The sequence below is a fragment of the Planococcus sp. MB-3u-03 genome (assembly GCF_002833405.1).
In the GTDB taxonomy this organism is placed as follows: domain Bacteria; phylum Bacillota; class Bacilli; order Bacillales_A; family Planococcaceae; genus Planococcus.
The window spans coordinates 2850731-2867505 of the sequence record NZ_CP025135.1 but is presented as its reverse complement, the minus strand read 5'-3'; the positions used below and the strand labels follow the sequence as shown (position 1 = coordinate 2867505).

16 protein-coding genes, 2 pseudogenes and 1 riboswitch are annotated in these 16775 nt (G+C 50.1%); of the genes and pseudogenes, 13 read left to right on the top strand and 5 right to left on the bottom strand.

Translation table 11 applies throughout. The features are described from left to right. Positions 1-65: 65 nt before the first annotated feature. Positions 66-893: an AAC(3) family N-acetyltransferase gene (locus tag CW734_RS15595; RefSeq protein ID WP_101191649.1), complete on the bottom strand. Its 828-nt coding sequence runs from the start codon at positions 891-893 to the stop codon at positions 66-68. Positions 894-1029: 136 nt separating this feature from the next. Between CW734_RS15595 and CW734_RS15590 the strand changes: the two genes are divergently transcribed. Further along, positions 1030-1506, top strand: coding sequence for an acyl-CoA thioesterase (locus tag CW734_RS15590; protein WP_101191648.1), 477 nt, complete (start codon positions 1030-1032; stop codon positions 1504-1506). Between the two features lie 9 nt (positions 1507-1515). Here CW734_RS15590 and CW734_RS15585 read toward each other — a convergent pair whose 3' ends face one another. After that, entirely contained in the window at positions 1516-2034 is a 519-nt protein-coding gene (locus CW734_RS15585) for a DUF421 domain-containing protein (protein ID WP_101191646.1), read from the bottom strand. Positions 2035-2374: 340 nt separating this feature from the next. Here CW734_RS15585 and CW734_RS15580 point away from each other — a divergent pair, with 340 nt between their 5' ends. Next, on the top strand, positions 2375-2587 hold the full coding sequence (locus CW734_RS15580) for a hypothetical protein (protein WP_101191644.1): 213 nt from the start codon (positions 2375-2377) through the stop codon (positions 2585-2587). Positions 2588-2622: 35 nt separating this feature from the next. Here the strand turns inward: CW734_RS15580 and CW734_RS15575 are convergent, their stop codons facing one another. Further along, complete coding sequence (locus CW734_RS15575; RefSeq protein ID WP_101191642.1) at positions 2623-3642, bottom strand: SEC-C metal-binding domain-containing protein; 1020 nt, start codon at positions 3640-3642, stop codon at positions 2623-2625. A 107-nt stretch (positions 3643-3749) separates the two neighbouring features. Next, positions 3750-4652: an acetamidase/formamidase family protein gene (locus tag CW734_RS15570; protein WP_101191640.1), complete on the bottom strand. Its 903-nt coding sequence runs from the start codon at positions 4650-4652 to the stop codon at positions 3750-3752. Between the two features lie 177 nt (positions 4653-4829). On the opposite strand from CW734_RS15570, the pseudogene lepB reads away from it, so the two are divergent. The 3 genes and pseudogenes from lepB to CW734_RS15560 form a co-directional block, all read left to right on the top strand. Beyond that, positions 4830-5083: pseudogene (gene lepB, locus CW734_RS19490) on the top strand (signal peptidase I); the annotation flags it as partial. An 89-nt stretch (positions 5084-5172) separates the two neighbouring features. Beyond that, a complete protein-coding gene (locus CW734_RS19485) occupies positions 5173-5331 on the top strand; it encodes a S26 family signal peptidase (RefSeq protein WP_269801517.1) in 159 nt (52 codons plus the stop codon). Between the two features lie 288 nt (positions 5332-5619). Further along, complete coding sequence (locus CW734_RS15560) at positions 5620-7869, top strand: purple acid phosphatase family protein (protein ID WP_198551093.1); 2250 nt, start codon at positions 5620-5622, stop codon at positions 7867-7869. A 33-nt stretch (positions 7870-7902) separates the two neighbouring features. On the opposite strand, the pseudogene CW734_RS15555 reads toward CW734_RS15560, so the two are convergent. Next, a pseudogene (locus tag CW734_RS15555) lies at positions 7903-9067 on the bottom strand (pyridoxal phosphate-dependent aminotransferase). Between the two features lie 85 nt (positions 9068-9152). Between CW734_RS15555 and CW734_RS15550 the strand changes: the two are divergent. The 8 genes from CW734_RS15550 to CW734_RS15515 all read left to right on the top strand — a co-directional run bounded on the left by CW734_RS15550 (position 9153) and on the right by CW734_RS15515 (position 16694). Then, the gene (locus tag CW734_RS15550; RefSeq protein ID WP_101191636.1) at positions 9153-9947 is read left to right on the top strand and encodes a carbon-nitrogen family hydrolase; all 795 of its coding nucleotides are present in this window, start codon (positions 9153-9155) and stop codon (positions 9945-9947) included. 46 nt (positions 9948-9993) lie between these two features. Further along, positions 9994-10100: riboswitch (SAM riboswitch) on the top strand. A gap of 72 nt (positions 10101-10172) precedes the next feature. Continuing rightward, positions 10173-11186 carry a methionine ABC transporter ATP-binding protein gene (locus tag CW734_RS15545; RefSeq protein WP_101191634.1) on the top strand — a complete coding sequence of 338 codons (1014 nt, stop codon included), beginning with the start codon at positions 10173-10175 and terminating at the stop codon, positions 11184-11186. Then, on the top strand, positions 11176-11847 hold the full coding sequence (locus CW734_RS15540) for a methionine ABC transporter permease (protein WP_101191632.1): 672 nt from the start codon (positions 11176-11178) through the stop codon (positions 11845-11847). Before CW734_RS15545 ends, CW734_RS15540 begins: the two co-directional genes overlap by 11 nt. Positions 11848-11859: 12 nt before the next feature. Continuing rightward, on the top strand, positions 11860-12690 hold the full coding sequence (locus CW734_RS15535; protein WP_101191630.1) for a MetQ/NlpA family ABC transporter substrate-binding protein: 831 nt from the start codon (positions 11860-11862) through the stop codon (positions 12688-12690). A 190-nt stretch (positions 12691-12880) separates the two neighbouring features. Then, positions 12881-13819, top strand: coding sequence for a carbohydrate kinase family protein (locus CW734_RS15530; protein ID WP_101191628.1), 939 nt, complete (start codon positions 12881-12883; stop codon positions 13817-13819). A 17-nt stretch (positions 13820-13836) separates the two neighbouring features. Continuing rightward, on the top strand, positions 13837-14283 hold the full coding sequence (locus CW734_RS15525; protein WP_101191626.1) for an OsmC family protein: 447 nt from the start codon (positions 13837-13839) through the stop codon (positions 14281-14283). Between the two features lie 150 nt (positions 14284-14433). Then, on the top strand, positions 14434-16026 hold the full coding sequence (locus CW734_RS15520) for an ATP-binding protein (RefSeq protein WP_101191625.1): 1593 nt from the start codon (positions 14434-14436) through the stop codon (positions 16024-16026). Further along, positions 16026-16694 (top strand): response regulator, encoded by a 669-nt coding sequence (locus tag CW734_RS15515; protein WP_101191623.1) that lies wholly within the window; start codon positions 16026-16028, stop codon positions 16692-16694. The genes CW734_RS15520 and CW734_RS15515 overlap by 1 nt, the downstream gene beginning before the upstream one ends. The last annotated feature ends 81 nt before the right edge of the window (positions 16695-16775 follow it).

Sequence of the window (16775 nt, the reverse complement as noted above, 5' to 3'; positions counted from 1 at the left end):
GGTGCATATCGACAGTAAAAATAGGCTGAAGCGGTAGGTTGCCTACCGCTTCAGCCTATTTTTGTTTAATTTTTTTGTTCCTGCTGTTCTTGCGGTGCTGGATTTCGTCTGAGCCAGTCGATAGCGAACTCCACAAGCGGCCGCATCTCAGTGAGCTGGGTTTCGGCTTGCCCGAGGATTCCTTCAGTGATAGTTCCAGGAAAGTCTTTGGCGATTTCCGGGAAGCGGTCTGAATCCATATCGACGCAATCGTATGCGGCCCATTGCCGCTCTCCGTTGACGTACATCGCTGCACCTTGCGGGGAAGTCGTACGTTCCGGCTGTGAAAATTCTGCATAATGGAGTGCGGTGCATGAATCGAACCCGGTGCCGATGAGCAGGATCTTCACTTGATGCGCCATCATTTTGCCAAGAGGCGAAGCGGGGCCGAACGAATCTTCCAGCGGCTGTTCAGCCATCCACTCAGCGGCAAGACGCCCCCAGGCGATGAATGAGTGAGTCGGATGGGGACTGCGGATCGTCGCCGGATGGCGGTGTAGGCATTCCGGTATTTTCCCCATTCCGCGCATATTTGTCAGATCGGGATCAAAGGCAGGCATCTGGTCGCGTGTCGGCTGATGCCAATTCTCGGGGATAGGCGGAGCCATCCAGTAGACGGGATCGGAATTATCGGCAGACTGTGAAGGCATGACGAGAGTGCCTTCAGGAGTGATGACTTCCATCAAAGCTTCAACGACTGTTTGCGCGCCTCCAGCAATCCAGCCCATCGATTTCAGCGAGGAATGGACCATCAGGTGATCGCCCGCAGCAATCCCGAGTTCCTGAAGTTGCCGCTTGAGCGAATCCTTGGATTGAAAATCGGGTGTGTTCAGAATTTGAAAAAGATCAGACATGGACTTGATTCCCCCTTTTTTCCACTTTACCATAAGGCGGAATTTCGGTTTTTATTTTTCGATTGGAATGAACCCGTAATGGATTGAAATTTTCTGGAGCGGGAATAGCCTTAAGGAAGAAAGAGGAGGAGAACACATGGAAGCGAAACCTATGCGTGAATCACGGACGATACAGACAAAGCTGGTGCTTCCGCCTGACACCAATCATATGGAATCGATTTTCGGCGGGAAAGTGCTCGCCTATATCGATGAAATTGCCGGAATCTCGGCCATGAAACATGCGAGCCGCCATATCGTCGTGACGGCTTCGATCGACTCGGTGGATTTTCTGTCGTCTGCAAAAGTTGGCGACGTTCTGGAATTGGAGGCGAACGTCACATCTACTGGCAGAACGTCGATGGAAGTGTATGTGCGCGTCAAATCGAAGAATCTGGAAACCGGCGAAGAACGTTTGACGACCGAGTCATTTTTGACGCTGGTCGCAATTGGCGAGAACGGAAAACCGACGCCGGTACCGCCGGTCTATCCTGAAACAGAAGGCGAGAAGTTGTTTTTCGAATCAGCGCCTGCGCGCCGGGAACACCGGAAACAACGCGTGAAAACGCCAAGATAAAAAAGGATCCTACAAGGGATCCTTTTTTGCGTTCTCTTTAACGTTGGCAAGCGCGCTGCCTGCTTGATTGGTGATGACCGACATGCTGCCATCGGTCTCGAGAATGACAGCTTTAACATTCTGCAAGTCGCCTTCGCCTGAATTGCGCACTGCCTGCATGATTTCAATATCTTTGATGCGTTCGTCGCGCATGGCCTGTGCTAAGAATTCGCCCTCCGAAAACAATAGCCGCGGTTCTGATTTGATCAGTTTATTGAAGCTTTTCGAACGCACTGCCGTAAACGTGATTAAATACTGCAGGACGATGAGGACGGCAAATGCGGTAAGGCCTTCCCATAGGCTCAGTTTGCTGTCGAGCAGGATGGTCGCCAAAGTCGACCCTAAAGCGACGGTCACGACGAGGTCGAAGGCATTAAGCTTCGTCAAGGTTCGTTTGCCAGAGGTTCTTAAGAATATCAATAACCCGATATACGCCAGAACACCTACCGTGACGATTCGGATAAAACTATCCCAAGTGATTTCAAACATTCAGTTCTTCCTCCTTTTGAAATATGAAAAGATAAGACGGACTTATCAACATGTGGATAAGTCCATTATTAATGAAAATCGACTGTAAATTTCGACATTTACCCACATAACTCACGGTTTTTTAATAAATATTGTGCATAACTGCTGTTTTTTCGCATATATTAAGGGCTTTCCCTACAAGCAAGGCAGTGAAACGGTATTTTGTGGATAGCTCTGATATAGGAAAGAAAAAATCAGCAGGCATGAAATAAATTCTGTCACGAAGCGGTGCGTTTTTTTCTGTTCAAGCCACCTTATTTCGGGAATAGGGGGAGTAAGAGTTAAGAGGAGAGGTGAAAAGATGGAAGCTGTCCGGAATATTTTCCGCTTTTTGGGCATGGGCGTATTTTTCCTGAGCATTGCCCTGTTTCTTTTGACAGTGTTGAACAATTGGTTTGGGTTTGCATCGGCCACTTGGCTGAGCGGCCCGTTTTGGCGCGTATATTTGTTTTTCGCAGTTTCCGGAATTTTATTGTACATCCTGATTACGTTCAGGCGAAAAAAAGACGATTAAAAAAAGCACCGGAGAGGATCCGGTGCTTTCATTACTTATTTTTTAGCTAGCAGTTCTTCGAAATAAGAACCGAACTCTTTAGAGCGTTTCAAGATCGTGCTGGACGAAACGCCGAATTTTTCACTCAAGTCTTTTGCAGAAAGCATCGGCCCTTGAATCAGTTCATGGTCCTGCAGGAAGCGCCAGTAGCCGGCAACGAGTGCTTCGGGTTTCTGGACGGTCGGCTGTTGGCTGACCAGATAGCTGTTGAGGATGCTTGTCACATTCGTTACGGTTTCTTCATCGAAGTCCGCTTCGTCGATGTGTTTTTTCAATTCGTCCATAACGGACTGGTGCTCCGGGGAAAGCTCAATGCTTTCCTCGACAGCGCCTGTCGAGTATTGGACGATATGCTCGACCACTTCGAGATAATGCTCGCGAAGATAGTCTTCGTTCGCGGAGGCGCCTTTTTCTTCAATGCGTTTTTGCAGCTGCTCAAAGAATGGGGCGAATTTGCCGACAATCGTCAAATAGCCGTTCAAGAACAGGATGCCTTGTTCGCCTGCGCGCGCATCCGGCAAAAGAATCGCAAGAAGCCCTTGGTCTTCTTCCATATCCGTCGGCGGCTGGTCTGCCATGACGTAAGTTTCGCCGGTAAAGGCATCTTTCAATTCCGCTTTTTCTGTATCCCCTGAAACCAATTGGCCAAGGAATACATGGAAGTTTGGCCATTGTTCCAACACTTCTTGCGTTGTTGGGCGCTGCGTCTGTTCAATCTGCTTAGACAGGAAGTTTTCCCATAGTTCCGGTTTTTGCATGAACAGGAAGTTTTCGATGACAAAAGCTTGTGCATCGTTTTCCGCCATCGATTTCATCAAGCGCGGCTGCCATTCCTGCTGGAGCGCGCGGAAATCCGTCAGCTGGTCACGGTTCGGGTTTTCCGAGAAGAATTGCTGTCTGACTTGGAACAGCTCTTCGTTCACCAGATCATTGATGGAAACTGTCTGTTGTTTCCCGTGACATTTTTTATATTTCTTTCCGCTGCCACATGGACACGGATCATTTCTTCCTACCATTCTAATCACCTACATTTTTTCTTGAGTGTAACATAAAATCTTTCGGCGCTCAAAAGTCTGACGATTCAGACGTCTAAATAGCCCCATATATCCTTATAATTTCCATATTACGCAAATAAACGGAAGTTCAACCCTTGCAGTACATGGTATGGAACAAAGAACCTCGCCGTCACAAGGGGATCGACCACTTGGCTGATCTGCGTTTCACCGGCTGCGCTCATGAGCATGGTCATTTCGCTGACGGATAAGTCGGATTGCGGCAGCAACAGATCGATCATCTCCTCGACCGCAGTGGAAACGGCTTCGTCTAAAGTCATCGCTGAGACGAGAAACGCCAAGCCTTCTTCATTTTCGAGCAAAGGATGCTTTAAATGGTTGCCTTTAATGACATCAAATTGGACAGTGGCACTGCCCGGTACTTCAATGCCGGAAACACTGATTTCTCCGTCACCCATCGCGGCATGGAAATCACCAAGTGCAAACAGCGCGCCTTCAGCAGCAACGGGAAAATAAAGGGTTGCGCCTTTTGTAATCAGTTTCGTATCCATGTTGCCGCCGTGTGCACCCGGCGTGCCGCATGAAACGGGTTCGCCTTCCGGTGCAACGCCGATGACGCCAATCATCGGATTCAGCGGAAGCTGCAAGCGCTCGTTGAAGACCGCCTTGCCGTTTTGGATGGGAATGATTTTTGATTCCATCTTTTCCATCCGGTGGCCCATCACGCCGAGGTCCGGACCGGTGACCATGACACCTTGCTCGCCGATTTCAAGGTCTTTGATCTCCACTTTCAAGACATCGCCGATCTCGGCTCCTTCAATGAAAATCGGCCCTGTCGCAGGATTCACTTGATTCCAGTCGATGGCTGCGACTTCCTGATCGCTCGACTGGAGTTGGTTTTTAAAGCAATCGAAAGTATTGATCTTCACGGTATCGCCGGCCGCTATCCGCAGGCTCGGGTCATGTGTATTGGAAAAAGCGTAAATGACATCTTGTGCAGGTAATGTTTTCATCAATCCCACTCCTTTAAAATTAAGATAGAAATCAATTCTATGTCTGATAATTCTTTCAACTCGCTTGTTTTCATTATCGAACAAGAAATCTCCGAGTGCAAGGCGTGAGGCGCTATAGTAAACTAAAGAAAAAAGCGGGGCGGGGGAGAGTCAGTGTACGAAGATCCGGTCAAAGAAATGCTTGTATGGATGAAAGTGCTGCTGCTGACGGCATTGATCATCTTTGGGGTCCGCCAGTTCCTGTTCGAGCCGGTCATCGTCGAAGGCGGATCGATGCAGCCGAGCTATTATGAAAACGATAAATTAGTGCTGAGCAAAGCGACAACAATCGCCAACTTCGATACAATCGTGTTTTCGCACCGGACGGCAGCCGTTTCATCAAGCGGGTCATCGGCGTGCCGGGCGACCATATCCAGATGTCGGGCGCGGAAATTATCCTGAACGGACAGCCGCTGGACGAACCCTACCTGGACGGAGGCGGAGATGACGAATTCACGGCACAGCCCCAATTGGCCAGTGAATTTTCAGTTCCCCGGATTGCTATTATGTCCTTGGTGACAATCGCGGCAATAGCACGGATTCCCGCGTGCTGGGATTTATCCAGAAACAAGACGTGATCGGTGAAGTGAAATTCCGCTTTGCGCCTTTCAGGAGTTCAGATTCGTGGAATAAACGATAAGTTTAGCAAAAGCTTTTCCGTTGAGCAGAGGCTCTTCGGGAAAGGCCTTTTGTATGGCTGTGATTTTCTTTTCTTTATATGTGGAGGAAGCATTGCTTAAGGAATGATGGCCATGGATATACAGAAAGAATGTAAATTCCTTTTAAATAGTTCTAAATATTCACATTTTTTCTTTTTTTAGTTCAATTGAATTATGCTAAAATTTAATTACTGAATATTTGAAAATAATAGATCGGATTGTTTACGAAGGGGTGGGGCAATGAAGACGATATGGCAGGGTGCAGGGCGATGGTTTCTTATAGCGATGATTGCGGGAGGGCGGCTTTTCAGCTGGGTGAGAGACACACAGAAGCGGCAGAAGGCGCACTGGAAATCGGGGCGGCGCATTTGATGGAAGGGCAGCGCCAGGCTTTTCAATCGCATCTTTCCAGCTCGCTGTTGTTTATGGACAGGGGCTTTTTGAGTAGCGAAGCGGATGATTCATACCCTGCGTCCCATATCGCCTTTGCACCTGGAAGCGATGAGTCGGAAATGAATTTTTCGTGGTATTCGCCGAGCACAACACGTCCTGGCCAAGTGCAATACGCAAAAGTTTCTTCCGGGACCGAGGATTTTCCGGAAAACGCTGCGGTAACGGTCGATGCATCGTTGAAAAACGCTACTTACGGCTATTCTGCCCATGAAACGGTGATCACCCAGCTCGAAAATGAAACGGACTATCTGTACCGTTTAGGGGATGGACGTGGCAATTGGACGCAAGCTTTCCATTTCAAGACTAAGGATCCTTCGTCATATGAATTTGTGATGGTTGCTGATCCGCAAATCGGCGCGTCTGGTGACATTGCAGAAGATCAAAGAGGATGGGAAAGAACTTTGCGTCAAGCAATTGACCGCAGTCCTGACTCGAGCTTTATCCTCTCCGCAGGCGATCAGGTTGATGCCCGCTATTCCGAAAAAGAATATGCGGCTTATTTCGCGCCTGAACCGCTGCGCAATTATCCAACGGCGACCACTATCGGCAACCATGACGATACCTATCATTACGCCTATCATTTCAATGTCCCGAATGAAAACTGGGAACTCGGCAATTACGATAATTCCGGTGGTGATTATTATTTCTCTTACGGGGATACCTTGTTCATGAATTTGAATTCCAATAGCCAGAATCCGGAAGAGCATATTCAGTTTATGGAGGAAACGGCTGAAGCGACTGCCGGGCGGGACTGGAAATGGAAGATACTCGTTTTCCATCATTCCATCTATAGCGCTGCTGCACATTCGCAAAGTGAAGTGGTGCTAAACTTGCGCGATCAGCTCGTGCCGACCATTGACGAACTCGGCTTTGATGCGGTATTGATGGGGCATGACCATTCCTATGTGAGAACTTATCAGATGGAAAATTTCCAGCCTTTGAAAAATCACATGATGCAAGGCGATGCACCGGTCAATCCGGAAGGCACCGTCTATATTACAGGGAACACGGCGAGCGGCAGTAAATTCTATGGCATGCAGACAGAACGCGAACCGTATTCAGCGGTACGCGAACAATGGGGTGTACCGACTTATATGAATATCCAAGTGGAGCCGACGCGTTTGCGCTTTGAGACCTACCGAACGGATACGGAAGAACTGGTCGATGGATACGAGATCATTAAAGATCCGTCCATCGAAACGGTCGTGCCGGCGCTTGAAAAAGTGGAACTCGAAGCGAACAGCACCGTGCTGGCTACCGAAGAGAATTCTTTCTATCCGGAAGTGGAATTGAACCTTAAAGGAGAAAACGTCGAAGGCGGGCAATACGATATTTCGCCTGACTCGGTCACGTACCGCACGAGCAGTGATGGCATCCAAATAAAAGACGGAAAAGTCCTGGCAGCAGAAGGTGCGGATCCTGGAAAAGTGGAAGTGTTTGCGGAAGTAAAAGATGGCGATAAAGTGTGGGAAAGCAATGCGATTGAATTCGAATTGGTGGCACACGAAGAAATCGGACTGCTCGAAGCAGGCAGCGAGTGGCGTTATCTGGACGATGGCAGCGACCAGAAACAAGACTGGATTGAAGCCGATTTCGATGACAGTGATTGGGCGCAAGGCGCTGGCCCGCTAGGCTTTCCGGAAGATGAAGAACGGCCGGAATTTGGCGCTGTGGAAACGCTCGTCGGCTTTGGTGGGGATGAGACCGAGAAAATCGCATTGACGTATTTCAGAGCCGCATTTGAAGTGGAAGATGCGGAAGATATCGGCGATCTCGGCTATGTGGAATTCGGTGTTGATGACGCGGTCATCCTGTATTTGAACGGAGAAGAAATTATGCGCTTCAATATGCCGGAGACTGGCGAGTTCGGTTTTGAGGACTACCAGGAAGCGGTGAGCGATGAGGATTTCGGAAGCGAAGACCGAATCGAGCGAATCTACTTGGATGAAGAGGCCCTTGCCCATCTGAAAGACGGCGAGAATGTGCTGGCTGCCCAAGTGCATCAGGATGACCGTTTCAGTTCCGACCTGTATTGGGATCTGGAAATGGTGGTTAATAAAAAATAAAAAAAAAGAAGGCGCAATGCCTTCTTTTTTTGCCTATTTAGTGAAAATCCCCAATTTCTCGATTCGTTGGATTGCTTCGATGATGCGCTGTTCATCGACCAATAGCCCGACGCGTACAAAACCTTCTCCGCCAGGGCCAAATCCACTGCCCGGCGCCACGGCGATGTCGACTTTGTCGAGTAGCAGGTCAGAGAACTCGATGCTCGTATAGCCTTCGGGGACAGGCAGCCAGGCAAAAAATGATCCCTTCGGCGCTTCGAATTCCCAGCCGATCCGGCGGCATTCATCCACCAGCGTCTGGCGTCTCTTCTCGTATAATTCATTCAGTTCCTCGACGCATTGCTGGCTGCTGTTTAATGCTTCTACAGCGGCCAGTTGGACAGCCGGAAAGATGCCGGCGAACAAATGGTCTTGGACGAGGTTGAGTGCTTCGATCATTTTGGCATTACCCACCGCAAAGCCGATGCGCCATCCGGCCATATTATACGTTTTGGACAAGGTATACATTTCGATGCCGATATCTTTGGCGCCTTTTGATTGCAGGAAGCTAACCGGCTTCTTGCCATCAAAGCCAATGCGGCCATAAGCAAAGTCATGTACAACCCCGATGCCGTTTTCTTTGGCAAACTGAATCGTTTCATCGAAAAACGCAATGTCTGCAGTCGCGCCTGTCGGGTTGTTTGGGTAGTTCAAGTACATCAGTTTGGCGCGTGCTTTCGCGGCGGCTGTCACATCGTTGTAGTCGGGGAGATAGCCGGTTTCCTGTTTCAGTTTCATCAAATCAAATTCGATATCCGCAAGCGGTGCGGCTGACAGGTAATCAGGATAGCCCGGATCCGGCAACAGCAGCGAATCGCCCGGGTTCAGCAATGCAAGCGGCAACTCGATAAAACCGATTTTCGTTCCGGACAAAATAGCGACTTCCAAATCAGGATCGATATCGACATCGTATTCTTTTTAGAAATCCGCAGCGGCTTTCCTTAACGAACTGAGGCCGCGAAACGGCGAGTAGCGATGTGTTTGAGGATCGGCTACCGCTTGTTGCATGGCCTTGACTATATGCGCAGGCGTTGGCTGATCCGGGTTGCCTTGGCCGAAATTGATGACGTCTCGTCCTTCGTCGACTGCTTTTGCCGTTTTGCAACAAGCAGGGCGAAAATTGATCCGGAAGATTTTGTAAGCGATTTGAAAAGTCCATGAAATCCTCCTCATTTTCTAAATAATTGCACTTCTATCTTAAATCTTATAGAGTTTAAGCTAAACTGTCTACAGGGGGAGAGAATATGAAAATCGCTTGTGTGCAGATGGATATCGATTTCGGAGAGCCCGAAACGAATTTTCAGCGTGTAAAAAACTATTTGGAAGAAGCGGCAGAAAACGGCGCGGAGCTCATCGTCCTGCCAGAAATGTGGAACACCGGGTATGCGTTAACGCAGCTGGACGAACTCGCGGACAGCAACGGCCGAACCGCAGATTTTCTGAAACAATTCGCCAAAGAGCATAGCGTCCATATCGTCGGAGGTTCGGTCTCTACAAAAAAAGAAGGTGGCTTCTATAATACGATGTATGTGGCCGACAACACAGGCGCGCTCGTTTCAGAATACGATAAAGCACATCGCTTCGGCTTGATGGACGAGCATATCCATCTCGAGGAAGGGCAGTCGCTCGGCACATTCGAATTAGACGGTGAGACTTTTGGCGGCGTCATTTGCTACGACATCCGCTTTCCTGAATGGCTGCGCGCACAAGTGCTGAACGGCGCGAAGGCGATCTTCGTGCCTGCGGAATGGCCGGCCGCGCGCATCGATCATTGGCGCATCCTGCTGCAGGCGCGCGCAATCGAGAATCAATGCTTCATCATTGCCGCGAACCGGATCGGCAGCGACCCGAAAAATGAGTTCGGCGGCCATTCGATGGTCATCGCGCCGTGGGGGGAAGTCCGGATGGATATGGGGCAAGAACAAGGCATTGGCTATACCGAGATCGATCTTTCGGAAGTAGACGAAGTGCGGGGGCGCATTCCGGTATTCGATGACCGCCGCGTTCCATTGTACAAAAAGTTTGAAAAATCGCATTGACAAGTCTGCGCTCCTGCAGGTAACATGGGAAATAACCAAATAACTATGCTTATCAAGAGAGACCGAGGGTAAGGCCCTATGACGTCCGGCAACCCCCATTTATTGGGAAGGTGCCAAGTCCTGCAGAATGAAATTCATTCTGAAAGATAAGTCGGAATTCTAATTTTCGATGTCTCTTTTTTGATAAAAGAGGCATTTTTTTATTTGCCTGGGGGAGTGGACAGCATGATTCAAATCGAACAACTGAGCAAAACTTATCAAACCAAGCACGGCACGGTGAAAGGTGTCGATGATGTGACGTTGGAAGTGAAGACCGGTGAAATTTTCGGCATCGTCGGCTATTCCGGCGCCGGAAAAAGTTCCCTCATCCGCTGCATCAACTTGCTTGAGCGGCCAACATCAGGCACCGTGAAAGTCGGCGGTCAGGACTTAACGAAGCTGCGTGGCGACGGATTGCGGAAAGCGCGCTTGAAAATCGGCATGATCTTCCAGCATTTCTACTTGATCAGCCAAAAGACGGTCGCTGAGAATATTTCCTTCGCCCTTCGCGCAGCAGGAACACCGAGCAAGAAAATCGGCCCACGCGTCGATGAACTGCTCGAAATGGTTGGCTTGTCGGACAAACGCAATGTCTACCCGGCACAGCTGAGCGGCGGGCAAAAGCAGCGCGTTGGCATCGCCCGTGCACTCGCCAATGAACCGGCTGTGCTGTTATGTGACGAAGCAACATCTGCACTCGACCCGAATACGACTTTATCGATCTTGCGTTTATTGAAAGACATCAACCGCAAGCTTAATATCACGATTGTATTGATTACGCATGAGATGAACGTCGTCAAGGAAATTTGCGACCGGATGGCGGTCATGCAAGGCGGGCGTGTCATCGAAGAAGGCCGTGTCTACGATATCTTTGCCGATCCAAAGACCGCTTTGACGAAGGAATTCATCTCGAGCGTCGTGTCGTTCAACGTGCCGGAAGAAATCCTGAAGAAATGCGATGGCACGATCGTCAAAGTATTGTTCAAAGGCGAAGTCGCTGGAGATGGCATCATTTCCGATATGTTGCAAAGCTATCCGGTCAAAGGGAATTTCCTGCACGGGGCGATCGAATACATCCAGGAATTGCCCCTCGGCATTTTCGTCATGGAATTGAAAGGCGCTCAAGCAGATGTGAGTCAGGCGATTCACTATCTTGAGCAGCGCGAAGCAATTGTGGAGGTGATGGAGCATGGGAATTGAATGGGGACGAATCATCGAATTATGGCCGGAAATTCAAGTGGCGTTTTACCAGACTTTAATCATGATCGGCATCTCGCTTGGAGTGGCTCTTGTCATCGGTTTGCCGCTGGGCATTTTATTGTTCATCACAGACCGCGGCTTGTTCTGGGAAAACCGCCCGGTCAATTCTGTCATCGGATTTGTCGTCAACATCGTCCGGTCGATTCCGTTCATCATTTTGCTGGTGGCGCTCATCCCGTTGACGCAATTGATTACCGGCACAACCATCGGCCCGGTCGCAGCGAGCGTTTCCTTATCGGTTGCGGCGATTCCGTTTTTCGCACGCATTGTGGAAACGGCGCTCCGGGACATCGATAAAGGCGTCATCGAAGCGGCGATCGCGGTCGGTGCCACCCCGTGGATGATCATCAAAGATGTGCTTTTGCCGGAAGCAAAAGCGAGCCTGATCCAAGGCATCACGCTGACAGTCATCAGCCTCATCGCCTATTCTGCGATGGCGGGCGTCGTCGGGGGCGGCGGCATCGGCGATTTGGCAATTCGCTTCGGTTATTACCGTTATGATAATACGATCATGATTGTCACGGTCGTCATTTTGATCGTGCTCGTCCAATTGATTCAACAGGCAGGCGACTTTACAGCCAAAAAACTCGATAAACGATAAGGGGAGAATAATATGAAGAAACTCACATGGATATTGGCAGCGAGCGCGCTTGCACTGGCCGCATGCGGCGGAGAAGAAGCGGACACAGGAACGACGGAAGGCGGCGAAGCGTCGAAAGACATCAAGCTCGGCGCGACTGCCGGCCCTTACAGTGACATGCTGAACGAAGCAATCGTCCCGGCGCTTGAAGAAAAAGGCTATACGGTCGAAACGATTGAATTCAGCGATTATATCCAGCCGAACAACGCATTGAACAACGGGGAAATCGACGCCAACTTGTTCCAGCATACGGTTTATCTGGAAAACTTCGAAACAGAAAACGATATGGATTTGAGCGCATTGATCACGGTACCGACCGCGCCAATGGGAGTCTACTCCAATGAGTTCGATTCGCTGGATGCGGTATCTGACGGAGCGACAATCGCGATTCCGAACGATCCTGTCAACGGTGCGCGGGCATTATTGATGCTGCAGGACGAAGGATTGGTCGAGCTTGATCCGGAAGCGGAAGTGCTCCAGGCTTCTGAGCGCGATGTAACGGAAAACCCGAAAAACCTCGTATTCCAGCCGATTGAAGCGGGGCAATTGCCGCGTGCAGTTGAAGGCACAGACCTTGCCGCGGTTCCAGGCAACTTCGCATTGGCTGCGGATATGGATTTGCTTGATGCGTTGGCGCTTGAAAACATGCCTGACCAGTACCGCAATGTCGTAGCCGTTGCAGCGGACAATGAAGACAGTGAACTGGCGGCGGATTTGGTGGAAATCGTCGAGTCGGAAGAATTTGAAACGGTCATCGATGAGCAATTCGAAGGCTTCGGAAAACCGGAGTGGATGGCTGAATAATGGGATAAGCCGGCTGGAGAGTTTTTTCTCCGGCTGTTTTTTTATGCGAAAACATCGGTACTACGCGCTTTTCGGGCTTTTCCCTTGCCCTGCCCGTTTTCTGCTGAAATAATAGGGAAAGTGAATTTCAACAGGCCGCTGCAAATAAGGCAGCGGGCAAGGGTTGTTCTTTGGAGAAAGGGAGAGGATTATGGAAGCTAACAGGCACGTCCTGACTTACGGCGACGCGTTTGTCGATTATATCGCAACCACCAAAAATAACGATCTGTTCGATCTGTATCTCGGAGGCGCCACCGTCAACGTCTCTGCCGGCGTCAGCCGCCTCGGGGTTCCGTCAGCATTCATCACGATCACCGGGGATGATGAGATTTCGGACTTTTTCTGCCAGGCGCTGCAGGCGGAAGGCGTCGATTTGACGCATTCAATTAAACGTCCGGAAAAGCGCATCAGCGGGGTGTATATTCATTTAACAGAAACGAACGATCGCGTCTTCGCTTCCTATGATAATGAAACGCCTGATTTGCAAGTAAAGGCAGACGAACTGGCGGGTAAAGCGTTCGAATCGGCGAGCCTGTTCCATTTTTGCTCAGGGACGCTGTTCCATCCGGAAGCGCGTGAAACGACGGCGCAGGCTTTGGAATTGGCGAAGTCTCACGATGTAATTTGTTCATACGATGTCAATATCCGGCCGCTGCGCTGGGAAAGCGAGGAGCTGTGCCGCCAGACCGTCCTGCGCTTTTTGCCGCATGCGGACATTTTGAAACTGACAGTCGAAGAATTATTGTTCCTCATGGAAGCTGATTCAATGGAAGCAGGCATCGAGCGCCTGAAGGCTTACGGGCTTCCTGTCGTTTTTGTCACGGACGGGGAACATGGCACGCACGCTGTATTTAAAGAGGAGACGATCCATGTGCCGGTTGTGCCGGTCAAGCCTGTGGATACGACAGGCGCCGGGGATGCGTTCATGGCAGGCATCATCCGTCATGTCCATTTAAACGGCATGCCAAAAAACCGGCAACAACTGATTGCTTGCGCAGACTTCGGCAATAAGCTGGGGGCCCTTTGTGCAACACGGGCGGGAGCCATCACAGCGATGCCGCGAAGCGAAGATATGGAAGATTGGGAATAGAAGAGGAGGAAACAGCAATGGCTTTGCATAGTTTTCATTTAACAGCAGACTGGCCCGGCAACCGGAACGATGTCGGGACAATCGAATCGGGGAATTTGAAGACCCAAATCTCGATTCCACCGGAAATGGACGGCCCGGGGGTCGGCACCAATCCGGACGAAATGCTGCTCGGTGCGGCAGCGACCTGCTATATCATCACGCTCGCCGCGATGATGGAGCGCAGCAAACTTGAGAAAGAGTCGCTGACGATGGAGTCGGAAGGAATCGTTGAAGTCGAAAATGGCGTCATCACCTATAAAAAGATCATCCACCGCCCGAAAGTCGTCTTGTCGGCGGAGGCAGGGGAAAAGGAATTCAAACTGGCGCACAAACTCGCGGAAAAAGCGGAATCTTCCTGCATGATCACGCGCGCCATCCAAGGAAATGTCGCAGTCGAACTGGAAGCCGATATTACAAAAGCATGAAGCGAAGCCCTGATTTTCCATTTTGGAGAACAGGGTTTTTTAGTGGGGAAATAATGTTTTTAGAGAATTCTAAGAATTTTTTCTTTCGGCCGTTTCGGGATATGGTAGACTACATTTAATGAAAAACGGTCTTTACAGGGGACGGGTGCCATGAAAAAATTATCGCTGCAAACCAAAATCATCCTGCTGACGACTTCGCTCGTGCTGTTGACGACAGTGGTATTCGGCGGGATTCTGAGCTATCAGGAAATTGCGGAAATCAAAGAGAACATCGGCCAGCGAGCGCAGGAAACGGCGATCGGTATTTCGGCCATGCCGACGATCGTCGAAGCGATGGACGACGAGGAACCGGCGCTGCAAATCCAGCCGATCGCTGAGTATTTGCGCAAGCAAGTGGGTGCAGAGTTCATCGTCATCGGCAATAGGGAGAGCATCCGTTATTCACATCCGGATCCGGAAAAGATCGGTAAACAGATGGTCGGCGGTGATAACGAGCGCGCTCTCCAAGAAGGAAAAGTCTATGTGTCCGAAGCATTCGGGTCGCTCGGCAGAAGCCTGCGCGGCAAAGCGCCGATCTATGACGGCGATGGGCGCGTCATCGGTGTGGTCTCGGTCGGTTATATGATCGAAGACATCGAAGCGATCATTTTCGGCAATATTATGGACGTGATGGCGCTGGCTCTATTGACGCTCGTCATTGGCGTCCTGGGCAGCATCCTGCTCGCAAGGAATATCCGGAAAGATACGCTGGGGCTTGAACCCCGGGAAATCGCCCGTTTGTACCAGGACCGGGAAGCTTTGCTGTCATCGATTATCGAAGGGGTCATCGCGATCGATAAAGACGGCCGCATCACGGAGTTGAACAGTTCCGCAGAAAAGATGCTCGCCATGGACCAAAGTTTTCTCCATACCCCATCCGATGAGATATTGCCGGAACTTAGGATGGGCGAAACCTTGACGACGGGGAATTCATGGAAGAATAAAGAAATCCTGATTGGCGGGACCGTTTTTATCGTCAACCAAAAGCCGATTTGGGCAGAAGGGGAAATGGTCGGCGCCGTTTCAACATTCCGTGAAAAAACGGAAGTGCAGGAAGTGCTGGAAACGCTGTCAGAAATCCGGCAATACTCGGAAAGCTTGCGGGCGCAAACGCATGAATACGCCAATAAACTGTATGCCATATCCGGGCTTCTCCAGTTGGAGGAGACCGAGGAAGCGGTCCGGCTGATCCAGCAAGAGACGAATCATCATGAAAAGCAGACGAAGCATACGTTGAATCATATCGAAGATAAAAAGGTCCAAGCGATCCTGCTCGGCAAAATGGGGAAAGCTTCCGAAGCGAAAGTCGAGCTGTCGGTGGATGAAAACAGTTCGCTAGCCAAATTGCCCGCCCATGTCGATATTTCCAAAGTCATTCACATTGTCGGGAATTTGATCGACAATGCCATTGAAGAAGTCGAGTCGAGCGACAGGAAAGAAGTGTCTTTCTTCATTACCGATATCGGCAACGACTTGGTCATCGAGGTCCAGGACAGCGGGCGCGGAATCGAAACCGGCAACCTCGACCAATTTTTCACGCAAGGATTCTCCACGAAACTTGAAAAAGCGGACAGGGGCTACGGCTTGGCGATCGTCAAACAAGCGGTTGAGGACTTGGATGGCTGGATTGAAGTGGATTCGACGCCGCAGCACGGGACGGTATTCAGCGTTTTTATCCCGAAAAAAACGATGGAGGTGGCATAATGCTGCGGGTAGTGATTGCAGAAGATGATTTTCGTGTTGCGCAAGTGCACGAGAAGTTTTTAGCGAAAATTAAACAAGTGGAACTGGCAGCAAAAGCGAAAGACTGCGCCGAAACGCTGGCGGCGGTCAAGCAAGAGCGGCCGGATTTGGTGCTATTGGATAATTACATGCCGGACGGGCTCGGCATTGAACTGATCGATGAGTTAAGGAAAGAAAGCCCGGAGACCGACATCATTCTCGTGTCGGCAGCAAACGAGCGGGAGTATATCGAAACGGCGCTGCGCAAGGGCGTAAAAGGCATCATCTTAAAACCTGCCGAACTTAATCAGTTCACTGCCACCATCGAGAAATACCGTAAAGACAGAGAAAAGCTGTCGAGCCAAGAAACCATCGACCAAGAGTATTTGGATGAACTGTTCGGCGTCAAGGCCGTCAAAAAAGAAGCGCCAGCGGTCAAAGGCATCGACCCGCTGACGATGCAGAAAGTGCAAAAGCTATTGGCGCAGTATGAAGATGGTGTAACCGCAGAGAAAATGGGCGAAGAGATGGGCGCTTCCCGCACGACTGCCAGGCGCTATCTGGAATACTTGGTGTCGACGGACGATTGTTACGCCGAGCTCGGATACGGGATTGTCGGCAGGCCGGAACGAAAATACTTTGTTAAATGAAGAGAAAGTAGAATGGCCGGTGCGAACTTCAAAGCAAAGACAAGCTTCGGAAAACTCAATTCCATACCGCTTTCATAAACA